The sequence below is a fragment of the Citrobacter sp. EC_71 genome (assembly GCF_019584005.1).
GTDB lineage: Bacteria > Pseudomonadota > Gammaproteobacteria > Enterobacterales > Enterobacteriaceae > Citrobacter > Citrobacter werkmanii.
Map to the genome: position 1 here is coordinate 1 of NZ_VDAY01000010.1, position 25,253 is coordinate 25,253.

At 53.9% G+C, this 25,253-nt stretch carries 18 protein-coding genes; 2 read left to right on the top strand and 16 right to left on the bottom strand.

Annotation, left to right across the window (positions count from 1 at the left end):
• The 9 genes from FHD02_RS12590 to FHD02_RS12630 form a co-directional block, all read right to left on the bottom strand.
• Positions 1-8,146: Ig-like domain-containing protein (locus tag FHD02_RS12590; RefSeq protein WP_220393920.1), on the bottom strand; the 8,146-nt coding region annotated here is incomplete at its 3' end.
• Between the two features lie 14 nt (positions 8,147-8,160).
• Positions 8,161-9,402 carry an HlyD family type I secretion periplasmic adaptor subunit gene (locus tag FHD02_RS12595; RefSeq protein ID WP_304502712.1) on the bottom strand — a complete coding sequence of 414 codons (1,242 nt, stop codon included), beginning with the start codon at positions 9,400-9,402 and terminating at the stop codon, positions 8,161-8,163.
• Positions 9,403-9,425: 23 nt separating this feature from the next.
• Complete coding sequence (locus tag FHD02_RS12600; RefSeq protein WP_170972915.1) at positions 9,426-10,766, bottom strand: TolC family protein; 1,341 nt, start codon at positions 10,764-10,766, stop codon at positions 9,426-9,428.
• Positions 10,759-12,210 carry a MotA/TolQ/ExbB proton channel family protein gene (locus FHD02_RS12605; RefSeq protein WP_137360608.1) on the bottom strand — a complete coding sequence of 484 codons (1,452 nt, stop codon included), beginning with the start codon at positions 12,208-12,210 and terminating at the stop codon, positions 10,759-10,761. The genes FHD02_RS12600 and FHD02_RS12605 overlap by 8 nt, the downstream gene beginning before the upstream one ends.
• Positions 12,211-12,216: 6 nt before the next feature.
• A complete protein-coding gene (locus FHD02_RS12610; RefSeq protein WP_220393956.1) occupies positions 12,217-13,200 on the bottom strand; it encodes a hypothetical protein in 984 nt (327 codons plus the stop codon).
• A gap of 225 nt (positions 13,201-13,425) precedes the next feature.
• Positions 13,426-14,325 carry a porphyrinogen peroxidase gene (yfeX, locus tag FHD02_RS12615; RefSeq protein WP_042306924.1) on the bottom strand — a complete coding sequence of 300 codons (900 nt, stop codon included), beginning with the start codon at positions 14,323-14,325 and terminating at the stop codon, positions 13,426-13,428.
• Positions 14,326-14,418: 93 nt separating this feature from the next.
• Complete coding sequence (locus FHD02_RS12620; protein WP_061382172.1) at positions 14,419-14,994, bottom strand: RpoE-regulated lipoprotein; 576 nt, start codon at positions 14,992-14,994, stop codon at positions 14,419-14,421.
• Positions 14,995-15,053: 59 nt separating this feature from the next.
• Complete coding sequence (locus FHD02_RS12625; protein WP_079223208.1) at positions 15,054-15,503, bottom strand: DUF2919 domain-containing protein; 450 nt, start codon at positions 15,501-15,503, stop codon at positions 15,054-15,056.
• A complete protein-coding gene (locus tag FHD02_RS12630) occupies positions 15,490-15,915 on the bottom strand; it encodes a GNAT family acetyltransferase (RefSeq protein ID WP_006683546.1) in 426 nt (141 codons plus the stop codon). The genes FHD02_RS12625 and FHD02_RS12630 overlap by 14 nt, the downstream gene beginning before the upstream one ends.
• A 212-nt stretch (positions 15,916-16,127) precedes the next feature.
• On the opposite strand from FHD02_RS12630, the gene amiA reads away from it, so the two are divergent.
• Complete coding sequence (gene amiA / locus FHD02_RS12635; RefSeq protein ID WP_038642512.1) at positions 16,128-16,997, top strand: N-acetylmuramoyl-L-alanine amidase AmiA; 870 nt, start codon at positions 16,128-16,130, stop codon at positions 16,995-16,997.
• Between the two features lie 2 nt (positions 16,998-16,999).
• Positions 17,000-17,899: an oxygen-dependent coproporphyrinogen oxidase gene (hemF, locus tag FHD02_RS12640; RefSeq protein ID WP_137360605.1), complete on the top strand. Its 900-nt coding sequence runs from the start codon at positions 17,000-17,002 to the stop codon at positions 17,897-17,899.
• 84 nt (positions 17,900-17,983) lie between these two features.
• On the opposite strand, the gene eutR is transcribed toward hemF, so the two are convergent.
• The 7 genes from eutR to eutH are packed head-to-tail and all read right to left on the bottom strand — an operon-like array spanning position 17,984 to position 25,218.
• Entirely contained in the window at positions 17,984-19,036 is a 1,053-nt protein-coding gene (gene eutR / locus FHD02_RS12645; protein WP_079223204.1) for an HTH-type transcriptional regulator EutR, read from the bottom strand.
• Positions 19,037-19,084: 48 nt separating this feature from the next.
• A complete protein-coding gene (gene eutK, locus FHD02_RS12650; protein ID WP_042306913.1) occupies positions 19,085-19,615 on the bottom strand; it encodes an ethanolamine utilization microcompartment protein EutK in 531 nt (176 codons plus the stop codon).
• 11 nt (positions 19,616-19,626) lie between these two features.
• The gene (eutL, locus tag FHD02_RS12655) at positions 19,627-20,286 is read right to left on the bottom strand and encodes an ethanolamine utilization microcompartment protein EutL (protein WP_220393922.1); all 660 of its coding nucleotides are present in this window, start codon (positions 20,284-20,286) and stop codon (positions 19,627-19,629) included.
• 9 nt (positions 20,287-20,295) lie between these two features.
• Positions 20,296-21,192, bottom strand: coding sequence for an ethanolamine ammonia-lyase subunit EutC (eutC, locus tag FHD02_RS12660; protein ID WP_220393923.1), 897 nt, complete (start codon positions 21,190-21,192; stop codon positions 20,296-20,298).
• Positions 21,193-21,212: 20 nt separating this feature from the next.
• On the bottom strand, positions 21,213-22,574 hold the full coding sequence (gene eutB / locus FHD02_RS12665) for an ethanolamine ammonia-lyase subunit alpha (RefSeq protein ID WP_003038029.1): 1,362 nt from the start codon (positions 22,572-22,574) through the stop codon (positions 21,213-21,215).
• 11 nt (positions 22,575-22,585) lie between these two features.
• Complete coding sequence (gene eutA, locus FHD02_RS12670) at positions 22,586-23,989, bottom strand: ethanolamine ammonia-lyase reactivating factor EutA (protein ID WP_220393924.1); 1,404 nt, start codon at positions 23,987-23,989, stop codon at positions 22,586-22,588.
• On the bottom strand, positions 23,986-25,218 hold the full coding sequence (gene eutH / locus FHD02_RS12675; RefSeq protein ID WP_003835043.1) for an ethanolamine utilization protein EutH: 1,233 nt from the start codon (positions 25,216-25,218) through the stop codon (positions 23,986-23,988). The genes eutA and eutH overlap by 4 nt, the downstream gene beginning before the upstream one ends.
• Positions 25,219-25,253 lie beyond the last annotated feature (35 nt).

A 25,253-nucleotide genomic window follows, 5' to 3' on the forward strand; every position in this document is an offset into this window, starting at 1 on the left:
GCGCGCCGCCGTCAATGCTCACCATCATGCTCACCGCATCCGCATCGGTGCTGATGGCAAAGCCCGGTGCCGCTACGTTGGTCTGGTTATCCCCCGCCGTCCCGGTGTCGTCGCTCAGCGTGATGACCGGGGCCGCCACGGTGGTGTCCACGGTGATGGCCAGCGCCGCCGAGGTCGCGGTATTGCCGGCGTCATCCGTCACCTGCACCGTCACGGTATAGTCACCGTCTGCCAGTTCCGGGGCGGTAAAGGTCCACGTCCCGTCCGTCTGCACGGCGTCATAGGCGGTGCCGTTAATCAGCACCTGCACCTCCGTCACGTCGGCGTCGATATTCCCCAGCGTGAACGCTGGCGTGGTGTCGCTGGTGATGTTGTCGGTCGCGCTGCCGCCGCTGTCGCTGGCGTCTGCCAGGTCCAGCGTCGGCACCGAGAGGGTGGTGTCGACGGTAAAGCTCAGGGGATCGGAGGTGGCGGTGTTGCCCGCGAGGTCAGTGACGGTGGCCACAATGCTGTGGTCGCCGTCGGCCAGCGCGGCGCTGGCGATATGCCACTGCCCGTCTGCATCTTTTGTTGCCGCCACCGGCGCGCCGCCGTCGATACTCACCATCACGCTCACGGCGTCTTTATCCGTGGTGATGGCAAAGCCCGGCGTGGTGTCGCGGGTCTGGTTGTCGCCGGTGGTACCGGTGTCGTCGCTCAGCGTAATGACCGGGGCCGCCACGGTGGTGTCCACGGTGACCGCCAGCGCCGCTGAGGTCGCGGTGTTGCCCGCGTCGTCGGTGACCTGCACCGTCACCGTATAGTCACCGTCTGCCAGCGCCGGGGCGGTAAAGGTCCACGTCCCGTCCGTCTGCGTGGCGTTATAGGCGGTGCCGTTAATCAGCACCTGCACCTCCGTCACATCGGCGTCGATATTGCCCAGCGTAAAGGTTGGGGTAGTGTCGTTCGTGATGTTGTCCATCGCGCTGCTGCCGCTGTCGCTGGCGTCTGCCAGGTCCAGCGTCGGCACTGAGAGTGTGGTGTCGACGTTAAAACTCATGATGTCCGAGGTGGCGGTATTCCCCGCCACATCCGTCACCGTCGCCACGATGGTGTGGTCACCGTCGGCCAGCTCGCCGGACGTGATATGCCACTGCCCGGCCGCGTCTTTCGTTGCCGCCACCGGGGTGCCGCCGTCGATGCTCACCATCACGCTCACGGCGTCTTTATCCGTGGCAATGGCAAAGCCCGGCGTAGTGTCGTTAGTCTGGTTATCTCCCGCCATGCCGGTGTCATCGCTCAGCGTAATGACCGGGGCCGCCACGGTGGTGTCCACGGTGACCGCCAGCGCCGCTGAGGTCGCGGTGTTGCCCGCGTCGTCGGTGACCTGCACCGTCACCGTATAGTCACCGTCTGCCAGCGCCGGGGCGGTAAAGGTCCACGTCCCGTCCGTCTGCGTGGCGTTATAGGCGGTGCCGTTAATCAGCACCTGCACCTCCGTCACATCGGCGTCGATATTGCCCAGCGTAAAGGTTGGGGTAGTGTCGTTCGTGATGTTGTCCATCGCGCTGCTGCCGCTGTCGCTGGCGTCTGCCAGGTCCAGCGTCGGCACTGAGAGCGTGGTGTCGACGGTAAAGCTCAGGGTCGCCGAGTCCGCGGTGTTGCCCGCGAGGTCGGTGACGGTGGCCACGATGGTGTGGTCACCGTCGGCCAGCTCGCCGGACGTGATATGCCACTGACCGGCCGCGTCTTTCGTTGCCGCCACCGGCGCGCCGCCGTCGATACTCACCATCACGCTGACCGCATCCGGGTCGGTGCTGATGGCAAAGCCCGGCGCCACTACGTTGGTCTGGTTATCCCCCGCCGTCCCGGTGTCGTCGCTCAGGGTGATGACCGGGGCCGCCACGGCGGTGTCCACGGTGATGGCCAGCGCGGTCGAGGTCGCGGTGTTGCCCGCGTCATCCGTCACCTGCACCGTCACGGTATAGTCACCGTCTGCCAGGACCGGCGCGGTAAAGGTCCAGGTGCCGTCCGTCTGCACGGCGTCATAGGCGGTGCCGTTAATCAGCACCTGCACCTCCGTCACGTCGGCGTCGATATTGCCCAGCGTGAACGCCGGCGTGGTGTCGCTGGTGATATTATCGGTCACGCTGCTGCCGGTATCAGAGGCATCAGCCAGATCCACCGTCGGCACCGAGAGGGTGGTGTCCACGGTAAAGTCCAGTGAGGACGTCGCTGTATTGCCGGCAATATCGATCACCGTCGCCACAATGCTGTGGTCGCCGTCGGCCAGCCCGCCGGATGTGATCTGCCACTGTCCGTCTGCATCTTTTGTTGCCGCCACCGGCGCGCCGCCGTCGATACTCACCATCACGCTCACCGCATCCGCATCGGTGCTGATGGCAAAGCCCGGCGCCGCTACGTTGGTCTGGTTATCCCCCGCCGTCCCGGTGTCATCGCTCAGCGTAATCACCGGGGCCGCCACGGTGGTGTCCACGGTCACGTTCAGCGCTGAGGACATCGCGGTATTGCCCGCGTCGTCGGTGACGATAACGCTGATGCTGTAATCCCCGTCCGCCAGTTGCGGCGCAGTAAAGCTCCACGTCCCGTCCGCCAGTGTCGCCGGGTAAGCGGTGCCGTTAATCAGCACCTGCACCTCCGTCACGTCGGCGTCGATATTGCCCAGCGTAAACGCTGGCGTGGTGTCGCTGGTGATATTGTCGGTCGCGCTGCTGCCGGTATCAGAGGCATCAGCCAGATCCAGCGTCGGCACCGAGAGGGTGGTGTCGACGGTAAAGCTCAGGGGATCGGAGGTGGCCGTGTTCCCCGCCACGTCGGTGACGGTGGCCACGATGCTGTGGTCGCCGTCGGCCAGCTCGCCGGATGTGATATGCCACTGCCCGTCTGCATCTTTTGTTGCCGCCACCGGGGCGCCGCCGTCGATACTCACCATCACGCTCACCGCATCCGCATCGGTGCTGATGGCAAAGCCCGGCGTGGTGTCGCGGGTCTGGTTATCGCCGGTGGTGCCGGTGTCGTCGCTCAGGGTGATCACCGGCGCCGCCACGGTGGTGTCCACGGTCACGTTCAGCTCTGAGGACATCGCGGTGTTGCCGGCATCATCCGTCACCTGCACCGTCACGGTATAGTCACCGTCTGCCAGTTCCGGGGCGGTAAAGCTCCACGTCCCGTCCGTCTGCACAGCGTCATAGGCGGTGCCGTTAATCAGCACCTGCACCTCCGTCACGTCGGCGTCGATATTGCCCAGCGTGAACGCCGGCGTGGTGTCGCTGGTGATGTTATCGGTCGCGCTGCTGCCGGTATCAGAGGCATCAGCCAGATCCACCGTCGGGACGGACAGCGTGGTGTCGACGGTAAAGCTCAGGGGATCGGAGGTGGCGGTGTTGCCCGCGAGGTCAGTGACGGTGGCCACAATGCTGTGGTCGCCGTCGGCCAGCCCGCCGGACGTGATCTGCCACTGCCCGTCTGCATCTTTTGTTGCCGCCACCGGGGTGCCGCCGTCAATGCTCACCATCACGCTCACCGCATCCGGGTCGGTGCTGATGGCAAAGCCCGGTGCCGCTACGTTGGTCTGGTTATCCCCCGCCGTCCCGGTGTCGTCGCTCAGGGTGATGACCGGGGCCGCCACGGTGGTGTCCACGGTGACCACCAGCGCCGCCGAGGTCGCGGTGTTACCGGCATCATCCGTCACCTGCACCGTCACGGTATAGTCACCGTCCGCCAGTTGCGGCGCAGTAAAGCTCCACGTCCCGTCCGTCTGCACGGCGTCATAGGCGGTGCCGTTAATCAGCACCTGCACCTCCGTCACGTCGGCATCGATATTGCCCAGCGTAAACACCGGCGTGGTGTCGCTGGTGATGTTATCGGTCGCACTGCTGCCGCTGTCGCTGGCGTCGGCCAGGTCCAGCGTCGGCACCGAGAGGGTGGTGTCGACGGTAAAGCTCAGGGGATCGGAGGTGGCCGTGTTCCCCGCCACGTCGGTGACGGTGGCCACGATGCTGTGGTCGCCGTCGGCCAGCTCGCCGGATGTGATATGCCACTGCCCGTCTGCATCTTTTGTTGCCGCCACCGGCGCGCCGCCGTCAACGGAGACCATCACGCTGACCGCATCCGCATCGGTGCTGATGGCAAAGCCCGGCGCCGCTACGTTGGTCTGGTTATCCCCCGCCGTCCCGGTGTCATCGCTCAGCGTAATGACCGGGGCCGCCACGGTGGTATCCACGGTGACCGCCAGCGCCGCTGAGGTCGCGGTGTTCCCCGCGTCATCCGTCACCTGCACGGTGATGCTGTACTCCCCGTCCGCCAGTTGCGGGGCGGTAAAGGTCCACGTCCCGTCCGCCTGCACGGCGTCATAGGCAGTGCCGTTAATCAGCACCTGCACGCTGACGGCGTCCGCATCCACATTACCGATGGTGAACAGCGGCGTGGTGTCGCTGGTGATGTTATCGGTCGCGCTGCTGCCGCTGTCGCTGGCGTCTGCCAGGTCCAGCGTCGGCACCGAGAGGGTGGTGTCGACGGTAAAGCTCAGGGGATCGGAGGTGGCGGTGTTCCCCGCCACATCCGTCACCGTCGCCACAATGCTGTGGTCGCCGTCGGCCAGCTCGCCGGATGTGATATGCCACTGCCCGTCTGCATCTTTTGTTGCTGCCACCGGGGCGCCGCCGTCGATGCTCACCATCACGCTCACGGCGTCTTTATCCGTGGTGATGGCAAAGCCCGGTGTCACTACGTTGGTCTGGTTATCGCCGGTGGTGCCGGTGTCGTCGCTCAGGGTGATGACCGCGGCCGCCACGGTGGTGTCCACGGTGATAGCCAGTGCGGTCGAGGTCGCGGTGTTCCCCGCGTCATCCGTCACCTGCACGGTGATGCTGTACTCCCCGTCCGCCAGTTGCGGGGCGGTAAAGGTCCACGTCCCGTCCGCCTGCACGGCGTCATAGGCAGTGCCGTTAATCAGCACCTGCACGCTGACGGCGTCCGCATCCACATTACCGATGGTGAACAGCGGCGTGGTGTCGTTGGTGATGTTATCGGTCGCGCTGCTGCCGCTGTCGCTGGCGTCTGCCAGGTCCACCGTCGGGGTAGACACTTGAGTATCAATGGTGACCTGAATTTTTTCTGATGTCGCAGAGTTACCTGCAACATCTGTTGCTGTGATATAAAAAATATAGCTTCCATCGTTCAACGCCTGCGATCCCGTGAAGCTGTAAGACCAGTTTCCGTTAGCGCCCGCGCTGACTTTAGCTATCGCCTTACCGTCCTGATAAATAGTGATACTGGAATAAGCCTCAGCGGATCCGGAGAAAACCGGTGAAGCACTATTGGTAATGCGATCGGCATCACTTATGCCGCTATCGCTATCAAGATGAATGGTTGGTGTTTCGATCGTACTATCGACGACAATATCCAGCGTGGTTGAATTTGCACTGTTGCCTGCGACATCTGTAGCTCGTACGACGACGGTATGCTCGCCATCAGCTAAGTTCGCCTCTTCTGGGATTCGATAATTCCAGACACCATTTTTGTCGCTGACAACCTGACCGATCAAAGTGCCATCAATAAAGATCTCGATCATCGCGTTAGCTTCAGCCGTTCCAGTTAATAGTGGCTGCGTCTCTTTGGTAATGCCATCATCATTCGACGATCCCGTATCTGAACCCGGATCTAATTTAAGCGACGGAGTGACGGTGACGGTATCAATGACCAATTCGTAACTGCTGCTCGAGGTGTTTCCTACCTCATCCTGAGCCTGAAAAGTTAGCGTATAATCGCCGTCGGAAAGGGCTGGATTCGGATCATATTCGAACTGCCAGTTACCATTAGCATCAGCCAGGGTGGTACCCACTGCTTTTCCGTCGATCATCACGGTAATGGTGGCGTATTTTTCAGCAGTCCCATCAATTGTCAAATTGTCATTTTGCCGGGTGATCCAGTCAGTCTGATTTACCCCCGTATCATCGTCAGCCAGCAAAGTGGCAACGGGTGAGGTCGTGCTTGTATCGACTATAAAAGTACAATCAGCAGATGATGCCGAAGTATTTCCCGCAAGGTCAGTAGCATAAGCGACTGCAGTATGGCTACCTTCAGCCAGATCGCTCGGCATGGTAAACGACCAGATACCATCGCGGTTTGCCGTCACCGTGCCATAGGCCTTGCCATCAATATAAATTGTTACCGTACTGCCCGCCTCTGCTGTCCCGGTAAAGGCTGGCGTGCTGTCATTTGTTAGTATGTCGCCTGATTTTGAAACCGTATATTTATCCAGTTCAATATCTGGCGATACGGGAGCAACCGTATCAATGGTATATTCGTAGCTGAAGGTTTGCTGGTTGCCCGCATAATCGGTTACGGTAATTGAGAGTTCGTTCTGCCCTTCTGCAGAGGCCTGCGCCAGGTTAAAGCTGAAATTACCACTCTGTGTAGCATCGATTTCAATCGTTTCCCCGGTCGTCAGGTTAGTGATCACAATATGACTATTTGGGTCCGTTTTACCGGTAAACGCTGGATAAGTATCGTTGGTATAATTGTCTCCGGCAATTCCGCTATCTGACTGGCTGGTCATAGCCAGCGTGAACGCATCAATATCGGTGTCGACAGTAACATCTATTTGTGCGGTTGAGGTATTACCGGCACGATCGGAAGAAACCACTTCGAAAGTATAAACGCCGTCAGCGGTAATTTTATTTTCCGGCAGAGTATATTGCCAGTTCCCCATGGAATCCACGCTGATATCGGCAACTTTATAGCCATTAAGATATAACTCAAGCGTGGAGTCTGGTTCAGCATTACCATGAAGGGAAGGTGTTTTATCATTGGTCAGGCTATCGGTCGAGGACATCCCCGTATCACTGGCTTCATCAAGAATAATAACGGGTGTTTCTGGAGGAATCGTATCCAGCGTAATAACGCCGGTCGTTGATGCCGTGTTTCCCGCTTTATCCGTAGCATCAATCTCAATATTATTAATGCCTTCATTTAATTCTGAACCACTAAACTGATACGACCAGGTGCCATCAGAATCTACGGTGACCGTGGTAAGCAGAACACCATTGGAATAGATAGCAACTTGCGACCCTGCTTCAGCTTCACCAATAATTTTCGCATCGGTAAAACGGGTAAGGTTTTCGCCTTCGATACGATCGGCTTCAGGAATGGCGTACTGATCGTCAAGTTCGAAAGTAGGGGCTGCGATAACAGTATCAATGGTGACGATAAGTTTCGCGCTACCGCTTCCACCCTGCCCGTCCGTCACATCGACCTGGACGTTGTGTTGCCCGTCAGCCAGCACCGTTCCGCTAGTGAATGAAAAGTTGCCCATCGCATCGGAGGTCGTGACGGCAACAACCACACCATCTACGCGCAGTGAAACCGTTAAACCGGGATCGGTGGACCCCACAAACAGCGGTGTGGTGATGTTGGTTATATTATCGTTCTTTATACCAGAATCACTGCCCTCATCGAGTTTAAGGGTCACATCAATAGGTTTTACGTCTACGGTCGTTTCGTCAGAGTCTGATGAGCTTGAAGAACTGGATGAACTGGAGGAGTAATCAGAGAAAATTAAACGACTGGCCTCAGCGACAGAGTCATCGTCATATTTCTTATGATAAAGGCTTGCATCCAGCTGCGCCTCTCCCTGGTTCTGAGAGGCTGCGCCATTTTGGCCATTGCTCTGCGCTTTATCATTAAGAAACTCCTCAAGCTGCTTTTGAACTTCCGCAGAAGCTTTCTGCGCCTCTTCAGCTTCAGAACGCATTTTTTCTGCTTCATGCTTCAGGTCAGCAGCCTCTTTTTTAGCTTCTTCAAGGGCTTTCGCATCAATCTCGCTAATCATATTGATATTATCTTTCAGCACATGTTCCTGACGTTGATCTGACAGTGCAGAATCAAGTCGTTCAAGCTGAAGGTTGCTTAAGTCGATCGTTTTCAGCAGTTGCTGACCAGAGACATCACTCCCATAGAATTTAAAGCGAACGTGGTTATTTTCAAGGCTTGAATAGAGAGCGCCGTTAATAATGTTAACCACCACATTACCCGGAAAAATAAATTTAAAGTCGGTCCCACTAATGACGACTTTGGCACTATCCATAGCACCATACTGCTGTAAGTCGATCACTGAATCATTGCTTGCAAAAATAGTATTACTCATATTATCACCCTGAATTAATGAGTTGATTTACTGTCAGTGATGACCGGCTCACTGAAAACTTGTTGAAGGCCGCGCAACAATGGCGAAGCGAGATATTTTAATATGCTGTGGTTACCTGTAATAATGAAAGCATCTACCGTCATCCCAGGTTTGATAACATCACGTTCTTTCGTACCGATAGTGAACTCTACGATAGCTTTGTAATACCTCACCGTATTTCCATTAACCGTATCCTCGTAGGAGTCGGGACTGATTTGCTCTACCACACCGGTATAAGGTTTTGAACCCGAGAGAATAAATGAGAGAATTTTCACGTTAACCGAACCACCAACATAAATTTGATCGCGATCTTTGGGCTGAATTTTTACTTCCGCGAGCATTTTGGTTGACATCGGTTTGATCTCAAACAGCGAGTCAGCGGCCTGTATAACGCCGCCTTTGGTGAAGGCATTTTTGTTGATTTGATAAATCACGCCATCAATGGGCGATCGAACGCGAGATTCTTTCATCTGCTTTTGTAATACACTCATGGCAGAGTCATTAAGCACAGCTTCATGCTGAACATCGACAAGATTTTTCGACAAGGTATTACGAAAAGTAAAGACATCGTCATTAATCTCGCTATGGATTACCTTTATCTCTTCTGATTTCGCCACTATCTGGCTTTCAAGATCGATAAGCTCAGACTTTAGACGCTCTGCCGCCTGTTTTTTTGCCAGCAGGGTAGTATAAGAACTGATACCCTTTTTAACCAAAGGAGAAAGAAGATTAACCTCTTCCTGAACAAGCATTAGCTCGCTGTTCTTGCTGATTTTAGAAATACCTAAGCGCTCAATTTCAGAATTGAGGCTGTTGATTTTGTTATCCTTTGTTTTGGTCTGGCTAATTAACAATTGTATATTACCAATCAAGTCCTGATTCGTGATATTGCTAATATCAAAGAGAGTGTAATCTTGACTCCAGGCCAAAATGGACATCATTTCTTTGATATATAAGGCAAGATAGCGGTGCTGAGCTTGGGTACGCTCATTTTCTTTCTGAATATCAAAGTTCGATGTTTCGGCAAGGATCTGGCCTTTGGTGACAAAATCCCCTTCAGCGACATGTATTGCATCAATCGTTCCTCCTTTAGAGAGAGAAACGACCTGAGTATTATCCTTGGTAATAATGACACCGCTGCCATGCACGACCGAATTTATCTTTATCAGGCTAAAAAGTAGGAGTATGACAAAGGTCATCACGATGATGACCATCATCAGATGGTCACACTGTTTCCTGTTCATTGCGACAGAGAACCGTTTTTAGGCAGTATCTGGCCAGGTTCCAGATACAGTTCATGTAACAGATCGGCGAGTTGGGCCATCTGTTCAAGCTTAGCCTGATAGATAGAGAATTGTGACTCAATCATTGTCAGGTTAGCCTGGTAATGTTCATTCCTGCTGGAGATAAAGTCGAGTAGCGACTTTTGACCCAATTTGAACTCTTCTTTATACAGTTCAATGAGTTTCCCAGCATTTTCATAAGATCGTTTAGATATAGCTAATGAATCTTTTCCCGTCATATATTTAGAGACAGAAGCATCAACACTATTGCGGGTTTTAAAAATAAAATCATCAAGACCCAATTTTGCCTGGGTATATTTCGCGCTAAATTTGGCAGCTTCTGATTGGTTCTTAAAACCATTAAAAATATTAAAGCCTACTTTAACGCCAACCTGGATCTCATCCTCATAATCATCCTGCTGCGCATCTTTAGATGGATTATTGTCCGTGTAGTGGGCGTTGAAATCCACAACCGGATAATTAGCTGATTTTGCCGCCGAATATTCAGCATTTGCTGCAGATATAGCTTTCATTAAAGAAAGATACGTCGGATTATCCTGCATGATTTTTTTATAAACCGCATCTTTATCAGCATTAAAAGGGTATTTATTGAAAAAATCAGGCAACTTACCCAAGTTTTCAGCGGTGACATTGTCTCCCGTAAGATTACGCAGCATCATCAATTGCGTATCCAGTTGCGCACGGAAATTCAGCTCTTGGGTGCTTAAAGAGTCGATAGATACCTGAACTTTACGGATATCCGACTGCATCGCCGCGCCTGCGGCGATGAGATCGGAGAAATCATTCAGCATCTGCCTGTAAAAAATTTTCTCGTCGTCGATCACTGCAAGTATCTGCCGGGTTTTTTCCACTGACAAATAGGCATCGGCCGTTTTTTGTGCGGTTGTGAGCAACTCCTGCTGGAAATCGTACTTACTAGCCTCTTCCTGCTGCTCAGACTTAGAAATATTGTTGCTTCTGACGCCAAAATCCGCGATACGGTAAGCGAGGGTTAATTTATTCTCTACGTTCTGCTCATTATCATGTTCGTCCGTTTTTTTATGGATTGCCTCTGACGAAACGTCCAACGTCGGATAGAGAGACGCTTTGCTCATGTTCGTCTCCTGGTGACGCATCTCGGTCTCCCACGAGGCAATGGCCACAGAAGGTTGCGAGTTTAGGGCATCTACAATTAACGTTCGCAGCGGCAACGTATGGTCTCTCGTTTCGGCATGAGCGCTGATGGCCAACGGCAGTGAACTCCCCAGAATAAGCAAAGCAATGACGGATTTATTCATGGCTTTTTTTCTCCTTAAGGACATTAATTTCTTTTTGCAGGTTGCGGTGCATTCCGGCAATTTGTCCAAGCAGGGGTTCAAACGTCTGTGACTGGCTATCCAGCGTGGCGACGGTTTCATGATGGCGCTCGAGGTTGAGGCGTTCGGCGGTTTCTACAGCGTTGGAGATGCCAGCCAGAAGTGAAGCCTGCTCGCTGAAGTGGCGCTCAGCAACGGTATGTAATTCACCCACGTTGGCATCGAGGTCTCCAATACCATCACTGACCTCGAGGACGGCATGATGGGTATGTGCTTGCGCGGCCAGTAATTCACCCAACGTACTACTCTGAGACTCAAGCGTAATCATCAGCTGTTGCTGACTGGCCTGCAGCAAAGATTGACTTTCGGTTAGCGCTGCAAGATGCATTCCCTGGTTGACCAGAGCTTGCGTAGACGCGCCGACCTCTTTCTCTATCCCGAGCAAAACGGAATGATTAGAGGTGATGCACTTATCTATTTGCTGTAACTGTTCAACCTGTTGATGAACCGCGGCAATAAGGGTGTCATTAAATATTTCAGCCTTACGAGAACCTTCTACAGTGCAACTTAGAAGTGAATTCAGCATGTTGTTGCTGGCGTCGAATGCGTTGGTCAGACGTTCCTGAAAACCGAACATACCCGCCTTAAACTCTTTGATCACATCGTCCAGATCGGTTATCAGACGCAGGGTTTTCGTTTTTCCGATCGCAGCGTTTTTACTGCGCTCATGACATTCTCTGACGAAATCAAGGCGCGCATTGCGTAAATCGATGGCTAAACGGGTAAACTCTCCACGCAGGAAAGAACACATCACGTTCAGTAAAATAGCGCTCACCACCCCATAGATTGATGAAACGAATGCAGTATTCATTCCCTTAAGTGGTTCAGCAAGCGAGGAGACCACACTGACGATGATCCCTAATGTATCTGCCTCGTTACCGCCGGTGATTTGCGATTTCTCCAGTAATGAGATGACCGACGCTATCGTCATTGATAAGCCCGCGAAGGTACCCAACAGGCCAATCATGGTAGACAGGTTTGCGCAGGTCATAACCCCAGCCAGACTCTGGTTCTGCTTACGATTCACGCTGTTATCCATGCTTTCATACAGCGTGGCAACAGTATCATCATCAAGACCATGGCTCGCTGAGAAAACAATCTTGTTGGCATCACCAAGTAAATAAGAGTGTTTCTGTGCATTCTTATTACGTAATACAGTTACGCACTTACTTATTTCAATAAATGAGAAAATAACAATAAATGTTCCCGTCAGATACATAATAATAATGATGGAACTGTAGAATGCCGCGACATGCCATGTTTCAAAAACATAGGCACGTAAACCGGGCATACACAGCAAAATAACAGGCAAAAATGCGAACACTAATGCAATAATAAAAGCACGATACCGCTTTAAGTTATTCATTATTTATCATTCACTCTTAGTAATGACGGCACTATTCGTCAACGTTGTTGCATCATTAACGACTGAGATAGAAACTTCCGTGTTGGGATATTTGCTTTTGACGACCTTCAGCAAGATCACACCGCGTTCGTAGGCCAGACGCATAGCATCGGAAATAGCGACAGAAGGGCTGACATAGGCATAAACTGCAATACTGACCGGTTTATCTCCGCCAAACCATTTATCCATCTCATCAATGACCTCTTGTGGATAGCCTTGCTCCATTGATTTAAAATGAACAATAAACTGGTGGCCTTGAGTCTCCCAGGATGGGGTCGCTGTCGAGGTATCAAATTGACCGGAAGCCTGCCCTTTAATCGAGGTAGCAGTTTGATTGTCGGCCAGTCTAATCACTTCATTTTTCTTATCTTCATGGCTTGCCTGCTCCGTTACGCTACCAGTAGACGCTGCTGAAGCGGCAGTAGAATCAGAGGCCGCAGTGGAATCAGTTGAAGAAACTGCAGCCAACATATCGGCATCAGCGTCCTGGCTACCATTTTTTTTATCACCTTCAGCAGGGTTATTTTGTAGTTGATCACCCGTACGGGTTTGATTAGATGTCATGCTGGTAGCACTGCTGCTGGCTTCGCTACCGCGTGTCGGGGATGCTACTGCCTGAACAGTTTGTTCAACCAGAGAAGGTGCTTCGTAACGTTTTTTAGAGCTTTCATACATAATTAGCATACTGTTAAGTACGAAAACTAACATTAAAAATATAAAAATACATAACACTGTTGAAAACGCATCAACAAACGTTGGCCATGGGTTACTCTCTTCCATTGTTCCAATCTTCCATAAAAACACCAATTTAGAATAGTTCCTGGCGGATATTATATTTACCAAAGCAATAAAAGAAAGATGGGCATTTATTTTTAAGAAAACATCAATACAATAAGCAATATAAAAAAACAAAAAAACATTCACAAAAACAATATCAAGTAAAAAAGCCACCTGTTTATTCTTTTATTTTTTAAATAATATTATCTACACCTCAGCATTACTTTTATTTATAAAGTATTTTTTAAAAACAATTAAATGAATCATTAATATATTCCATGAACAAAAAAGCAGGTTATAGAATATAAAAACGGCTTCTTTTTACAGAAGCCGTTGCAATATAAAAATTGACCCTTTCCAGTATTGTCCGTAGACAACTTTACTAAAAATGTTAATACATCACAGCGCCATCAGGCGGTCCAGCGACGGGGCAAAGTAATAGCCACCGGTTACCGGCTTGGTGAAACGCAGCATCGCGTCGCGCTTACCGTCTGTGTCGCCAAACATACTCAGCAGTTGCTGCTCAATGTTGTGCAGACGTGCGCAGTAGGCGCAGAAATAGAGACCGTGTGTGCCGCTGGCCGTGCCGTATGGCAGGCTCTGGCGCACAATTTTCAGCCCTTTACCGTCTTCTTTCAGATCAACGCGGCTCAGGTGAGAGGTAACCGGACGGTCATCACCGTCGATCTCTTCGTTGGCTTCCTTGGTACGACCAATCATCATTTCCTGGTCGTGAATGCTCATGCGGTTAAGCTGCTTCAGGTTATGTTCCCAACGCTGCACAAATACATAGCTGCCACCAGCATCCACGCCATCTTTGATCACCGCGACTTCACGACGCGTTTCTTCACCAGCCGGATTTTCCGTACCGTCAACAAAGCCGCTGAGATCGCGTTCTTCAACCCAACGGAAACCGTGGATCTCTTCTTTGACGTCAATGCAGTCACCAAATGCTTCCATTGCTGCCTGCGCGACGGAGAAATTCACGTCATGACGCAAAGAGAGAATGTGGATCAACACATCATACTGGGTGGCTGGCGCCAGGCCTTTACCGTAAGGGATAAAGTCTTTTAACTCTTCCGCCCCAACGCCGCCGCTTAATGCACGCCAGGTGTTGTTGCCGAAAGCCACAACCGCGCCCAGATGCGCATCCGGGAACTTCGCTTCAAAGGTCGCCAGTTTATCAGCAAAGATTTTGCTGGCCGCACGCAGGGCCTCAACGTCGCCTTTAACATTGGCTTCAATCCAAATCGCCGCACGGCAATGTTCTGGCAAAATGCCACTCTGAACCTGAGACATTGTTCCTCCTGAAAAAAAGATGCCACGACCTCGTGGCATTGATTGGCGCTATTCTACCTGTTTTTTTAGCAAGTCGATTTGTTCAGACGCAAATTAACGCCGCCAGATGATTTTGCTGACTTTCCACGTTTTCAGCGTGTCGTCCGAAGGCATTAAGCCCTCAGGCCCGCTCCATTCGCCGGAAAAAATGTAGCTAATATGCTGACTTCCTTCAGCTTTACATTCAACGCTCGCGCTGTCATCGCCGGTTGCTTTTTGGCAGTTACCAAAGGCTTTAGTGTAAAGGTCGCTAAACGGTGTACCGATTTCGACACCCGCGTCTGATGAAATATCGCTGTCCAGGACATCAATACGGCTGATGGTTCCCTGACTGCCATTGATAACCATTGCCAGTTGGTCATCTTTCATCGCTTCAAAGAAACGCACTACATTACCGTCATCGGTCTTCATCCCGCTGCGCAGGCGGTAATCACCATCCAGCGCATCAGCAATAGTTTTTTCATCCAGCGGCGTAGCGCCCGTTAACGCGCCGACGCCCTGCTCAGTGACCTGCGTTGAAGAACCGAACCAGTTCCACGGATTGGCGGCAGACCAGTTCACCGACGACAGCGTGGAACACCCGGTCAGTAGCAGCGGCATCGCGCATAAAGTCAAACGCAGTGATTTCATTTCACTTCCTTCCTTATTTATCAACGTTGCTTGGAGTCCGCTTTCACCAAAAAGTGCCGTTATTCTTTCTCAAGGGAAAAACAGGCGCGCAGACGTTGATTGGTTAACAGCCAGACCAGCGCGACGATATCCGCCACCAGCAGCGCCAGTCCGATGCCGTTGACAGGATCGCCTGCCAGCCACATCGCCGGTTGCCAGCAGAGCAGTACCAGTTGCGCGAGAATCAGTAATCCGCGCAGCCAGCGCCATACCCCCGGATACGCAAAGCGCCGCCCGCTGAGTAAAAACGCCAGCACCGCGGGAACGCCGGGGAGCAACCCCAGCCAGAATGCGTCATGGTCGGGATAAAACAGATTCAGTAGCGTATTGCCCTGCTCACGGGAAGAACCGGCAATCACGAACAACACCCAGGTGCGCGCCTGCAGCAGCAGTACGCACCAGAAAAGAAAAGGCAGGCGCAGACGCCCGTGACCGTCATAGTCGGCGGGGTGAAACTCAGTACTCTTCATCTTCGATCAAGCGCTTACCGAGATTGAGTACATCCGCATGTTCATAGCCCAGGCGTTCATACATCCCCAGCACCAGATCATTATCTTCACGTACCATGATTTGAATCTTCGGGCACCCGCGGGCGATGAGCTTTTTCTCCAGTCGGTTAAGCAGCGCATTGGCGATGCCGCGACCGCGGAACTCAGGATGCACGCCGAGGTAATAGGCCGAGCCGCGATGCCCGTCGTATCCGCCCATCACCGTACCGACCACCTCGCCGTTCACTTCAGCGACCAGGAACAAGCTGACGTCATGATTTACTTTACGCTCAATGTCCATTTCCGGGTCATTCCATGGACGCAGCAAATCACAGCGCTCCCAGAGGGTGATCACCTCTTCGAAATCTTCCTGGCGAAAAACGCGTATTTCCATGGTATTGGTTACCTTTTCAGGACGTTAAAAAGCGATTATGGCGCGAACGGCTGATTTAGCCAATATCTGACGCGAAGCGGCGGAAAAAATGGCATAATACGGAATTGTCACGTATTGAAATGAAAAGTAAAACAATTCTTATCCCGATCCGTCGCAACGGACTACGCGATACGATATAACGTTTAGAACCTTTTTTTTACAACTCAGGCCGTATGAGCACTTTTAAACCACTAAAAACACTCACATCGCGCCGCCAGGTGCTGAAAGCCGGGCTGGCCGCCCTGACGCTGTCAGGCATGTCGCAAGCCATCGCTAAAGAAGAAGCGCTAAAAACCAGTAATGGACACAGCAAACCGAAAGCGAAAAAATCAGGCGCTAAACGCGTGGTTGTCCTTGATCCGGGTCACGGTGGTATTGATACCGGCGCAATTGGCCGCAACGGTTCCAAGGAAAAACATGTGGTACTAGCGATTGCCAAAAACGTGCGCTCGATTCTTCGCAATCAGGGAATTGATGCACGCCTGACCCGTTCCGGCGATACGTTTATTCCGCTCTACGATCGCGTCGAGATCGCCCACAAACACGGGGCCGATCTGTTTATGTCGATCCACGCCGACGGTTTTACCAACCCGAGCGCTGCGGGCGCATCGGTCTTCGCGTTGTCCAATCGCGGAGCCAGTAGCGCCATGGCGAAGTATCTGTCCGATCGCGAAAACCGCGCCGATGAAGTCGCCGGAAAAAAAACCACCGATAAAGATCACTTGTTGCAGCAGGTGCTGTTCGATCTGGTGCAAACCGATACCATTAAAAACAGCCTGACGTTAGGTTCGCATATTCTTAAGAAGATCAAGCCGGTACACCGTCTGCACAGTCGCAGCACGGAACAGGCCGCCTTCGTGGTGCTAAAATCACCCTCAATTCCTTCGGTACTGGTCGAAACGTCGTTCATTACCAACCCGGAAGAAGAACGACTGCTGGGCACGGCGGCATTTCGACAAAAAATTGCTACCGCTATCGCCAATGGCATCATCAGCTATTTCCACTGGTTTGATAACCAAAAAGCACACTCGAAGAAACGTTAATCATGAAGCCCGATGCACAGCGCGTAAAACAGTTCCTGCTTAGCCTGCAGGACGAGATTTGCCAGCAGTTATCCGCCGTAGACGGCACCGAGTTTGTTGAAGATAACTGGCAGCGCGAGGCGGGCGGCGGCGGGCGCAGCCGGGTGCTGCGTAACGGCGGTATTTTCGAGCAAGCGGGCGTCAACTTCTCTCACGTCCACGGCGATGCGATGCCGGCCTCGGCTACCGCCCATCGACCTGAACTTGCCGGGCGCAGCTTTGAAGCCATGGGCGTCTCGCTGGTGGTGCATCCGCAGAATCCCTACATTCCGACCAGTCATGCCAACGTGCGCTTTTTTATCGCGGAAAAACCGGACGCCGACCCCGTCTGGTGGTTTGGCGGCGGCTTTGACTTAACGCCCTACTACGGCTTTGAAGAGGATGCGGTACACTGGCACCGTACGGCGCGGGATCTGTGTCAGCCGTTCGGTGAAGACATTTATCCCCGTTACAAAAAGTGGTGCGATGACTACTTCTTCCTTAAACATCGCAACGAGCAGCGCGGCATTGGCGGGCTGTTTTTCGATGATTTGAATACGCCGGGTTTCGACCACTGTTTCGCCTTTATGCAGGCGGTGGGGCAAGGTTACACCGAGGCGTACCTGCCCATTGTTGAGCGACGTAAAGCGATAAATTGGGGTGAACGCGAGCGCAGCTTCCAGCTTTATCGTCGCGGGCGCTATGTCGAATTTAACCTGGTGTGGGATCGCGGCACATTGTTCGGTCTGCAGACCGGTGGGCGCACGGAATCGATTCTGATGTCGATGCCGCCGCTGGTGCGCTGGGAGTATGACTGGCAGCCGGAAGCGAACAGCCCGGAAGCTGCCCTTAGCGAATTTATTCAGGTCCGCGACTGGGTGTAATTGCCTGATGGCGCGACGCTTATCAGGCCTACAACCCGTAGGCCGGATAAGACGCAAAGCGTCACATCCGGCACCATAATCTTATCATGCCCACTGCCGCATACGCTGATGCAGCGTCAACGACGGTTTTTCCGCAAACAACTGCTGGTAGTCGGTAGCAAACTGCCCTAAATGCCAGAACCCCCACTGCATGGCGGCATCTTTCACCGTCACACTCTGCGACCACGGACTTATCAGCTCGCGACGCACGGCGTTCAGGCGAATACGTTTTAACCAGGCATTCGGACCAATCCCCAGGATCGCGTGAAAGGCGTTTTGCAACGTCCGACGGCTGACGTGCAGTTGGTTACACAGATCGAGCACGGTCAGCGGCTCTGACATGTTTTCCAACACATACTCGCGCGCACGCGACAGCAAACGACGATAGCTCTGATGGCTGATGCTCTCAGCGGTTATAATCGGCTGCGCTTCTTCCAGCATGGTCCCCATCGCCAGCAGCAGGTTATCGCCCAACACTTTGCGTACCGCAGGTTGACGCAGGTTTTCTGGATTTTCGCTAAACGTTGCCAGCGCCTGCTGCACAAAGCCCCATAGCGCGGCTTTGTGCTGTTCTTTGACTTCCAGCGCCGACTGGTTGCGCAGCATATGCAGCACCCTTTCCGGGTTATGCAGGAAGTTGGCCTGACGGGCAATCGCCTCTTCCGAAATGACAACCCCCAGAATGGTGTAATCATCCGGCGTACTCAGTTCAAACTCCGTCCCGCCAGGTCGGGTGGCAATTTCAGCACTGCCCAGACATTGGGCGCCAATAAACCCCTGTTCGCCGCGCGTGGCCGGAATGCCAAACCAGAACGAGTTCGGCCAGACAAGACACGACTGGCGCAGCGCGAGTCCGGTGTATTCACGGAAAACCTGAATATCGTCGAGCAGGATTTCCGTGAACTCGCCATGAAATTTTCCCGGATGCAGCTGATCGTAAATCTGCTGCCAGGCGGTAATCGTCAGCGCATGCTCATATACATCCGTTGTTCGCCGCTGGTGAACGTTGTCCACCTCCACTTTCGGCGTAAGTTTAACGTCTTCGGGTAACACTTCATGATAAAGATGGTGCAGGTTTGCAGTACGGTTCTTTTTCATGATCTTTTAAGCCGGAAGCTTCAACGAAGCCCCCGGCCCTCCGACAGGTTAATTTTTTAAGCGATAGCGACTACTGCGTTTACGCAACGCTCCGTCAGAAAAGAGCTGTTCCAGCGCCTTTCTGGCTTCATCAAGTGACCAGCCAAAGTGGGCAGCCACTTCCCCTGCCGTCATTCCTTGACGGACCGATGCTAACAGCGTCAGAAGTTGTTCAGAGGATTCAGACGTTAACGGGGCGTCCTGTGTCTTCTCTGCTTTTACGTCTGTTTTCACTTCTGGCTTCTGTTCTGGTTTCTTCGGCTGGCGCTTAAAACCGCCGATCAGCCACTGGGTGTCATCGTCCGGTCGGCCTATCTCCTTACGGCTGATAACACGGCCCGTACGCGCTGCGGCGGCGCTGCCGGCATCCAGCGCTGCGCGGCACGCCGCCAGATCGCCTTCCACCACCAGCGTCAGCCTGCCAGGATCGAGCACTTCGTGGCTCAGCAGGCGTACGTTCGCGGCTTTCAGCATGGCATCCGCCGCGTCTACGGCAGCCACCATGCCATCCACTTCCAGTAATCCCAGTGCATTGATCATCACAACCTCTCTTACGCGCGCTGGATTGGATTACGGGCAATATCCAGAACGGCATCAGCAAAGGCGTTACATGCGGCTTTACAAGCGGCCTGGCTACCGGTCAAAAACGCGGCTGAATAGTTGGTTTCTGACGGCGGTGGCACGTAGGTCACCAGTTGTACATCAGCAGATTTCAGCGCCGCATCAATACCAAACGTCGCTTCCAGCGGCGGCGCCACCAGATACGCCATTGGATCGCCAAGTCGGCATCCTGCGGTCGCGGAAAGATACGAACCGGTACGCGAAACCACGTGCGCCAGGAAGGCGGTATCTTCTGCGTCATTCGCCCACTGGAACGCTACACCGCTTTCAATATTGGCGACCATCGCGTCCAGACCCGCGCGAACTTCAGCCGGGTTGGGTCCACCGAGCATAATCAGTACTTCGCCCGAGGTTGGAGAGGGACTATGCGCCGCACCGGCATACAGCGAGCGGCCATAAACCACTTCCACCATCGCCTGTTTTGTCGCTTCGTCTGCGGCAATATACGCCACGTCATCAGAATCTGCTGTGATGAGTCCGAGGCTACGTATATGTGGCGGTAATTTAAGCTCACGGGCAAAACCGTCATTTACCGAGGCAATCACGCGCATTGCGGTGACTGAAGGTCTAATCAAATCTAATGCTGGCATGATGCCTCCTTAACGGGTCATATTGATGCCGGAGGCTTTTTGCTCCAGCATGCGCTTGGCCAAATCCACAATTACCGCCGCTGCTTCAACCGGTGGCGTACCGCCCTGGTGAATGTTCGAGATACAGGTACGGTCAGCTTCTACGGTCGTCGCCACGCGCGGCGAATAGACGGCGTAGCAGGAGAGACTTTCCGACTGGCCGAGGCCCGGACGTTCACCCACCAGCAGGATCACCGCTTTCGCACCCAGCAGCTCGCCGATCTGATCTTCGATTTTCACGCGACCATAGCGAACGAAGAACGGGGTCCCGACCTTCAGTCCGGCCTGTTTTAAGCCTGACAACAGCGGCGGCAGAATCTCTTCGTAGTTGGCGGTGATAGCGTCGGTAGACAAGCCATCAGAGATAATCACCTGCACATCCGGGTTCATTACACACTGCGATTTCAGCGCTTCAATGGCTTCCGCACTCAGACGACGACCAAGATCCGGGCGCGTCAGATACAGGTTTTTGTCGCTGATTTCCGAGCGTACTTCCAGCAGCCCTTGCGCTTTTACCCACTCTTCCGGCACTTCTTTCAATACCGTATCTTTCGAACGCGAGTGATCGGCCAGGAAGCGCAGTAACGCCTGGGTGCGCGGACGAGGACCAGCGCGCCCGGTACATACACGCGCCGCGGTACTGCGCCGCAGTTCAGTCAACACCTCCGCGCGGTGCGGATTCTCAACGCCTATCCACGCTTTGGCTTCAGCTGAGCCTAAGTCCATCGCGCAGCTTTCACCGGTCGGCGTGGCGCACTGCGTGGTGCTGCATTTTGCTGGTGCTGACGGTTCTTGAGCCTGCGGCTGCGACTCACCCATTGACGCCATTACGCTGCGTACAATTTCTTCAATCTGTTTTTGATCCATCGTGTGTCATCCCCGCGTCATCAGAAGAACAGTGACGGATCGCCCGCCCGTTTGGTCAGGCGACCGTTTGCCATAATGCCCATGGTTTCCAGCCAGCGTTCAAACTCCGGCGACGGACGCAGGTTCAGCAGCTGACGCACGGTCGCGGTGTCATGGAAGGCGGTGGTCTGATAGTTGAGCATGATGTCGTCACCGAGCGGCATGCCCATGATGTAGTTGCAGCCAGCGGTGGCGAGCAGAATCATCAGGTTTTCGTTAAGGTTCTGGTCAGCATCAGCATGGTTGGTGTAGCAGCAGTCACAGCCCATTGAGATGCCGCTCAGCTTGCCCATGAAGTGATCTTCCAGACCCGCACGAATGATCTGACGGTCATTGTAGAGATACTCCGGCCCGATAAAGCCCACGACGGTGTTCACGAGGAACGGATCGTAGTGCCGCGCCAGCCCGTAGTTACGCGCTTCCATTGTCACCTGATCGGCGCCGAAGTTAGCGCCAGCGGAGAGTGCAGAACCTTGTCCGGTTTCGAAGTACAGGCAGTTTTCCCCGGCAATACGGTTGAATTCAGCGCCCACGGCGCGCGCTTCATCCAGCATTGCCAGCTCCACGCCAAACTCTTTTAAGCCTTTTTCGCTACCACAGATACTCTGGAAGATAAGCCCCCCCGGCGCGCCGCGACGAATCGCTTCAATCTGGGTGGTAACGTGCGCCAGTACGCAGCCCTGGGTCGGAATGTTGAATTTATCGATAACGCCGTACACGGTATCCAGTACGCGGCTTAAGTTTTCCACGTCATCTGTTACCGGGTTTACGCCGATCACCGCATCGCCCGCCCCGAAGGACAGCCCTTCGTAGATTTGTGCGGCAATACTCTGCACGTCATCACGGGTGTCGTTCGGCTGCAAACGGCAGCTGAAGGTGCCCGGCAGACCGATGGTGGTATTGGCCTTTTTGATCACCGGCATTTTCTTACCGCCGTAGATCAGGTCCGCGTTAGAGCAGATTTTTGCTACCGCAGCGACCACTTCCGACGTTAACCCTTTGCGCGTAAACGCAATGTCATCAACGGAGGTTTCATCGCTCAGCACGTACTCGCGCAGCTCGCTGATACTCCAGTTTTTGATACGGTTATAGGCCGTCTCGTTGACGTCATCCTGAATCAGACGAGTAACACAGTCCTCTTCATAGGAAATCACCGGGTTATTGCGGATATCCGCCACCGTCATTTCCGACAGTACCTGCTTGGCCGCCACGCGCTCCTGCGAACTGGTTGCGGCCACTCCTGCCAGCACATCCCCCGAACGCAGTTCGTTGGCTTTTGCCAGCACCTCTTTAACATCCTTAAACTGATAAACATTGCCGAACAATGTGGTCTTTAGTTTCATAAGTCGTTCCCTCAGGAAGGAAATGCGAGTGATTTCACCGTCACCGGCACAACCGATCCGCCAAAAAGAGGCGTACCAATGTCGATATAGTCCCCCGCCCGGACAACCACCTCATCGATGACTGCCAGCGGGTGTTGCTGTAACTGTGGGCGTAACAGCATGCCCAGGGCCTTACCAAAATCCTGCTCAGCTACCACCAGCAGGGGATGCGGATTCGGATAGCGCGCGACAAAGGCCAGCAGCGCATCAATCACCGTTAACAGCGCGGCATAGCGCACCGGCAGCGAACCGGGCAGCGCCAGCACGTAGGCGTCCGTTTGCGGGTCCAGATCGAGCTGCATTAGCGCCTGTTGCCAGGCGGCCACCAAATCAGCCTCATTAACCGGAATCGCCACCGGCAGATTGCGCAGCGGAAGCGCCACGCCTTCCAGCCAGATGGTGCTGCCCGAAAGCGACAGCGTATGCGCACCGGCGCCAATCACCGTGGCGCGCACGGTTTGCGCCGGGAACTGCACGTTCATCTCACGCAGGCGCGGATGTTCATGCAGCGCCGTTGCTAACAGCGGGCCAATGTCGGAAAAACAGAACGGATCGGCTGGTTGGTTGCGGTAGCACTCGCCCACCCCGCCGGACAACGTAATCACTTCCGGTTTCACGCCCGCCGGTAACAGGCCGGTTTGCATCAGCGCCTGCGCCAGCGGTGATAACGTGCCGTCAATCACCTCCACAATCAGCGCCGCCATCCGTCGGGCTACCTGAACAAGCTGCGCCGCATTGAGGGTTCGGGCGTCGGTGCCCGGACCAAATACGTCATCAACAATCATCTGCCCCGGCTGATGCGCATGTACTACTCGTCCCTGGCCGTTCGTTTCCAGCAGTCGCCCGCCGACGTTGAGGCAAGCCGAACCGCTGACCTTTCCAGCATCAAACTGAACGTAGTTCGACGTACCGCCACCGATGTCGATATTCAGTACGCGGCACAACTTCTGCTCGGACAGGGTTTGTGCCCCCGCACCGTGACCGGCAATCACCGATTCCAGATGCGGACCGGCGCTGGCCACAACAAAATCCCCCAGCGACTGAGAGAGCGTCATCACCGCCGGACGCGCATTACGGGTTTTGGCACTTTCTCCGGTGATGATGATCGCGCCGGAATCGACAGTCTCAGGCGCAATACCCGCCGCCTGATACTGGGCGAGGATCAGCGCCTTAAGTTCGGCCTCTTTCAACCCGCCCTGCTTATCAACGGGGGTAAAGAACACCGGGCTTTGCCAGCTAATTTCGCGTTTGATGAATTCGTAGCGCGGCACCTGCGACACTGCCGCACGGTTGACTAACTCAAGGCGCGAGAAAATCACCTGAGTGGTAGTGGTGCCGATATCGATACCGACGCTCAGTAGCTGGCGAGTATTCACGATTGCGCCTCCGGGTTGGTTTCTACTTCTGCTGGCACATCTTCATCTTTCGGTACCAACAGCATAGCCACACCAATCGCCGTCACGCCGCCAATCAACTTGCCGACAATCATCGGGAAGATCATCGCGTTCATGTTGGCAGCGGCGAAGCCTAAGTGGTCACCCAGAGCAAAGGCCGCGGAGACCGCAAAGGCGCAGTTGATCACTTTGCCGCGGGTATCCATATTCTTCATCATGCCGAACATTGGGATGTTGTTCGCCAGCGTCGCAACCATACCGGCAGCCGCAATATTATTGATTTTTAACAGGTTACCGACGCTCATCAGCGGTTTTTCAAACCAGCGGGTCAGCAGCAGTACCATTGGGTACGCACCGAGCAGTACGCAGGAAATAGAACCGATAACTTCGATGGCGCGCATCACTTCACCCGGCTTGTCGCCCGGAGCCATGAAGATAGGATCAAGACCTGGGATCAGCTCCCAGCCGAGCAGGAATTTGACCACCGCTGCTGCGAGGCCGATGGTGATCAGCGCCACCAGGAATTTCGCGAAGATCTGGAAGCCGTTGATCATTTTTTCCGGGATGAATTTCAGTCCCAGCGCCACCAGCACAGCCACGATCAGCACCGGGATCATATTCATCAGGATCAGCGCGAAGGTGAACTCCACCGGCTGTCCGTTGATTTCGACGCCGGAGTACATCGCAATCAAACCGCCCGCAATACAACCAATCGGAATGGTGACAATACCCGCCAGCACGCCCAGCGCCAGATAACGACGGTCAGACGGTTCAATAATCCCCAGCGCAACCGGAATGGAGAAGACCAGCGTCGGCCCCATCATCGCCCCGAGGATCAGGCCAGAGTACAGCCACGCCGCAACGTCGCCGCCCGCCAGTTCTTTCGCCAGGAAGAAGCCGCCCATATCGCACGCCAGCAGCGTTCCGGCAAACATCGACGGGTTCGCGCCCAGCATTTCATACAGCGGAATAATTACTGGCCCGAGCACATGCGCCAGAACCGGTGCCAGCGCGGTCATACCGACCATCGCCAGCCCCAGTGCCCCCATCGCCATAAAACCTTCTTCAAACTGGCCGCCCGATCCCTCAATACTCTTACCGAACTTACCGAGGAAGCGTGCCGAACCGCCGAACTGCGACAGGATCCTGTCCACGGCGGCAATCAGCATAAAGAACATCATGATGTACATGATGATTTCGTTAATTCCCATAGCCCCTACTCCCTGTCATTTGTGATTTGTAGGCC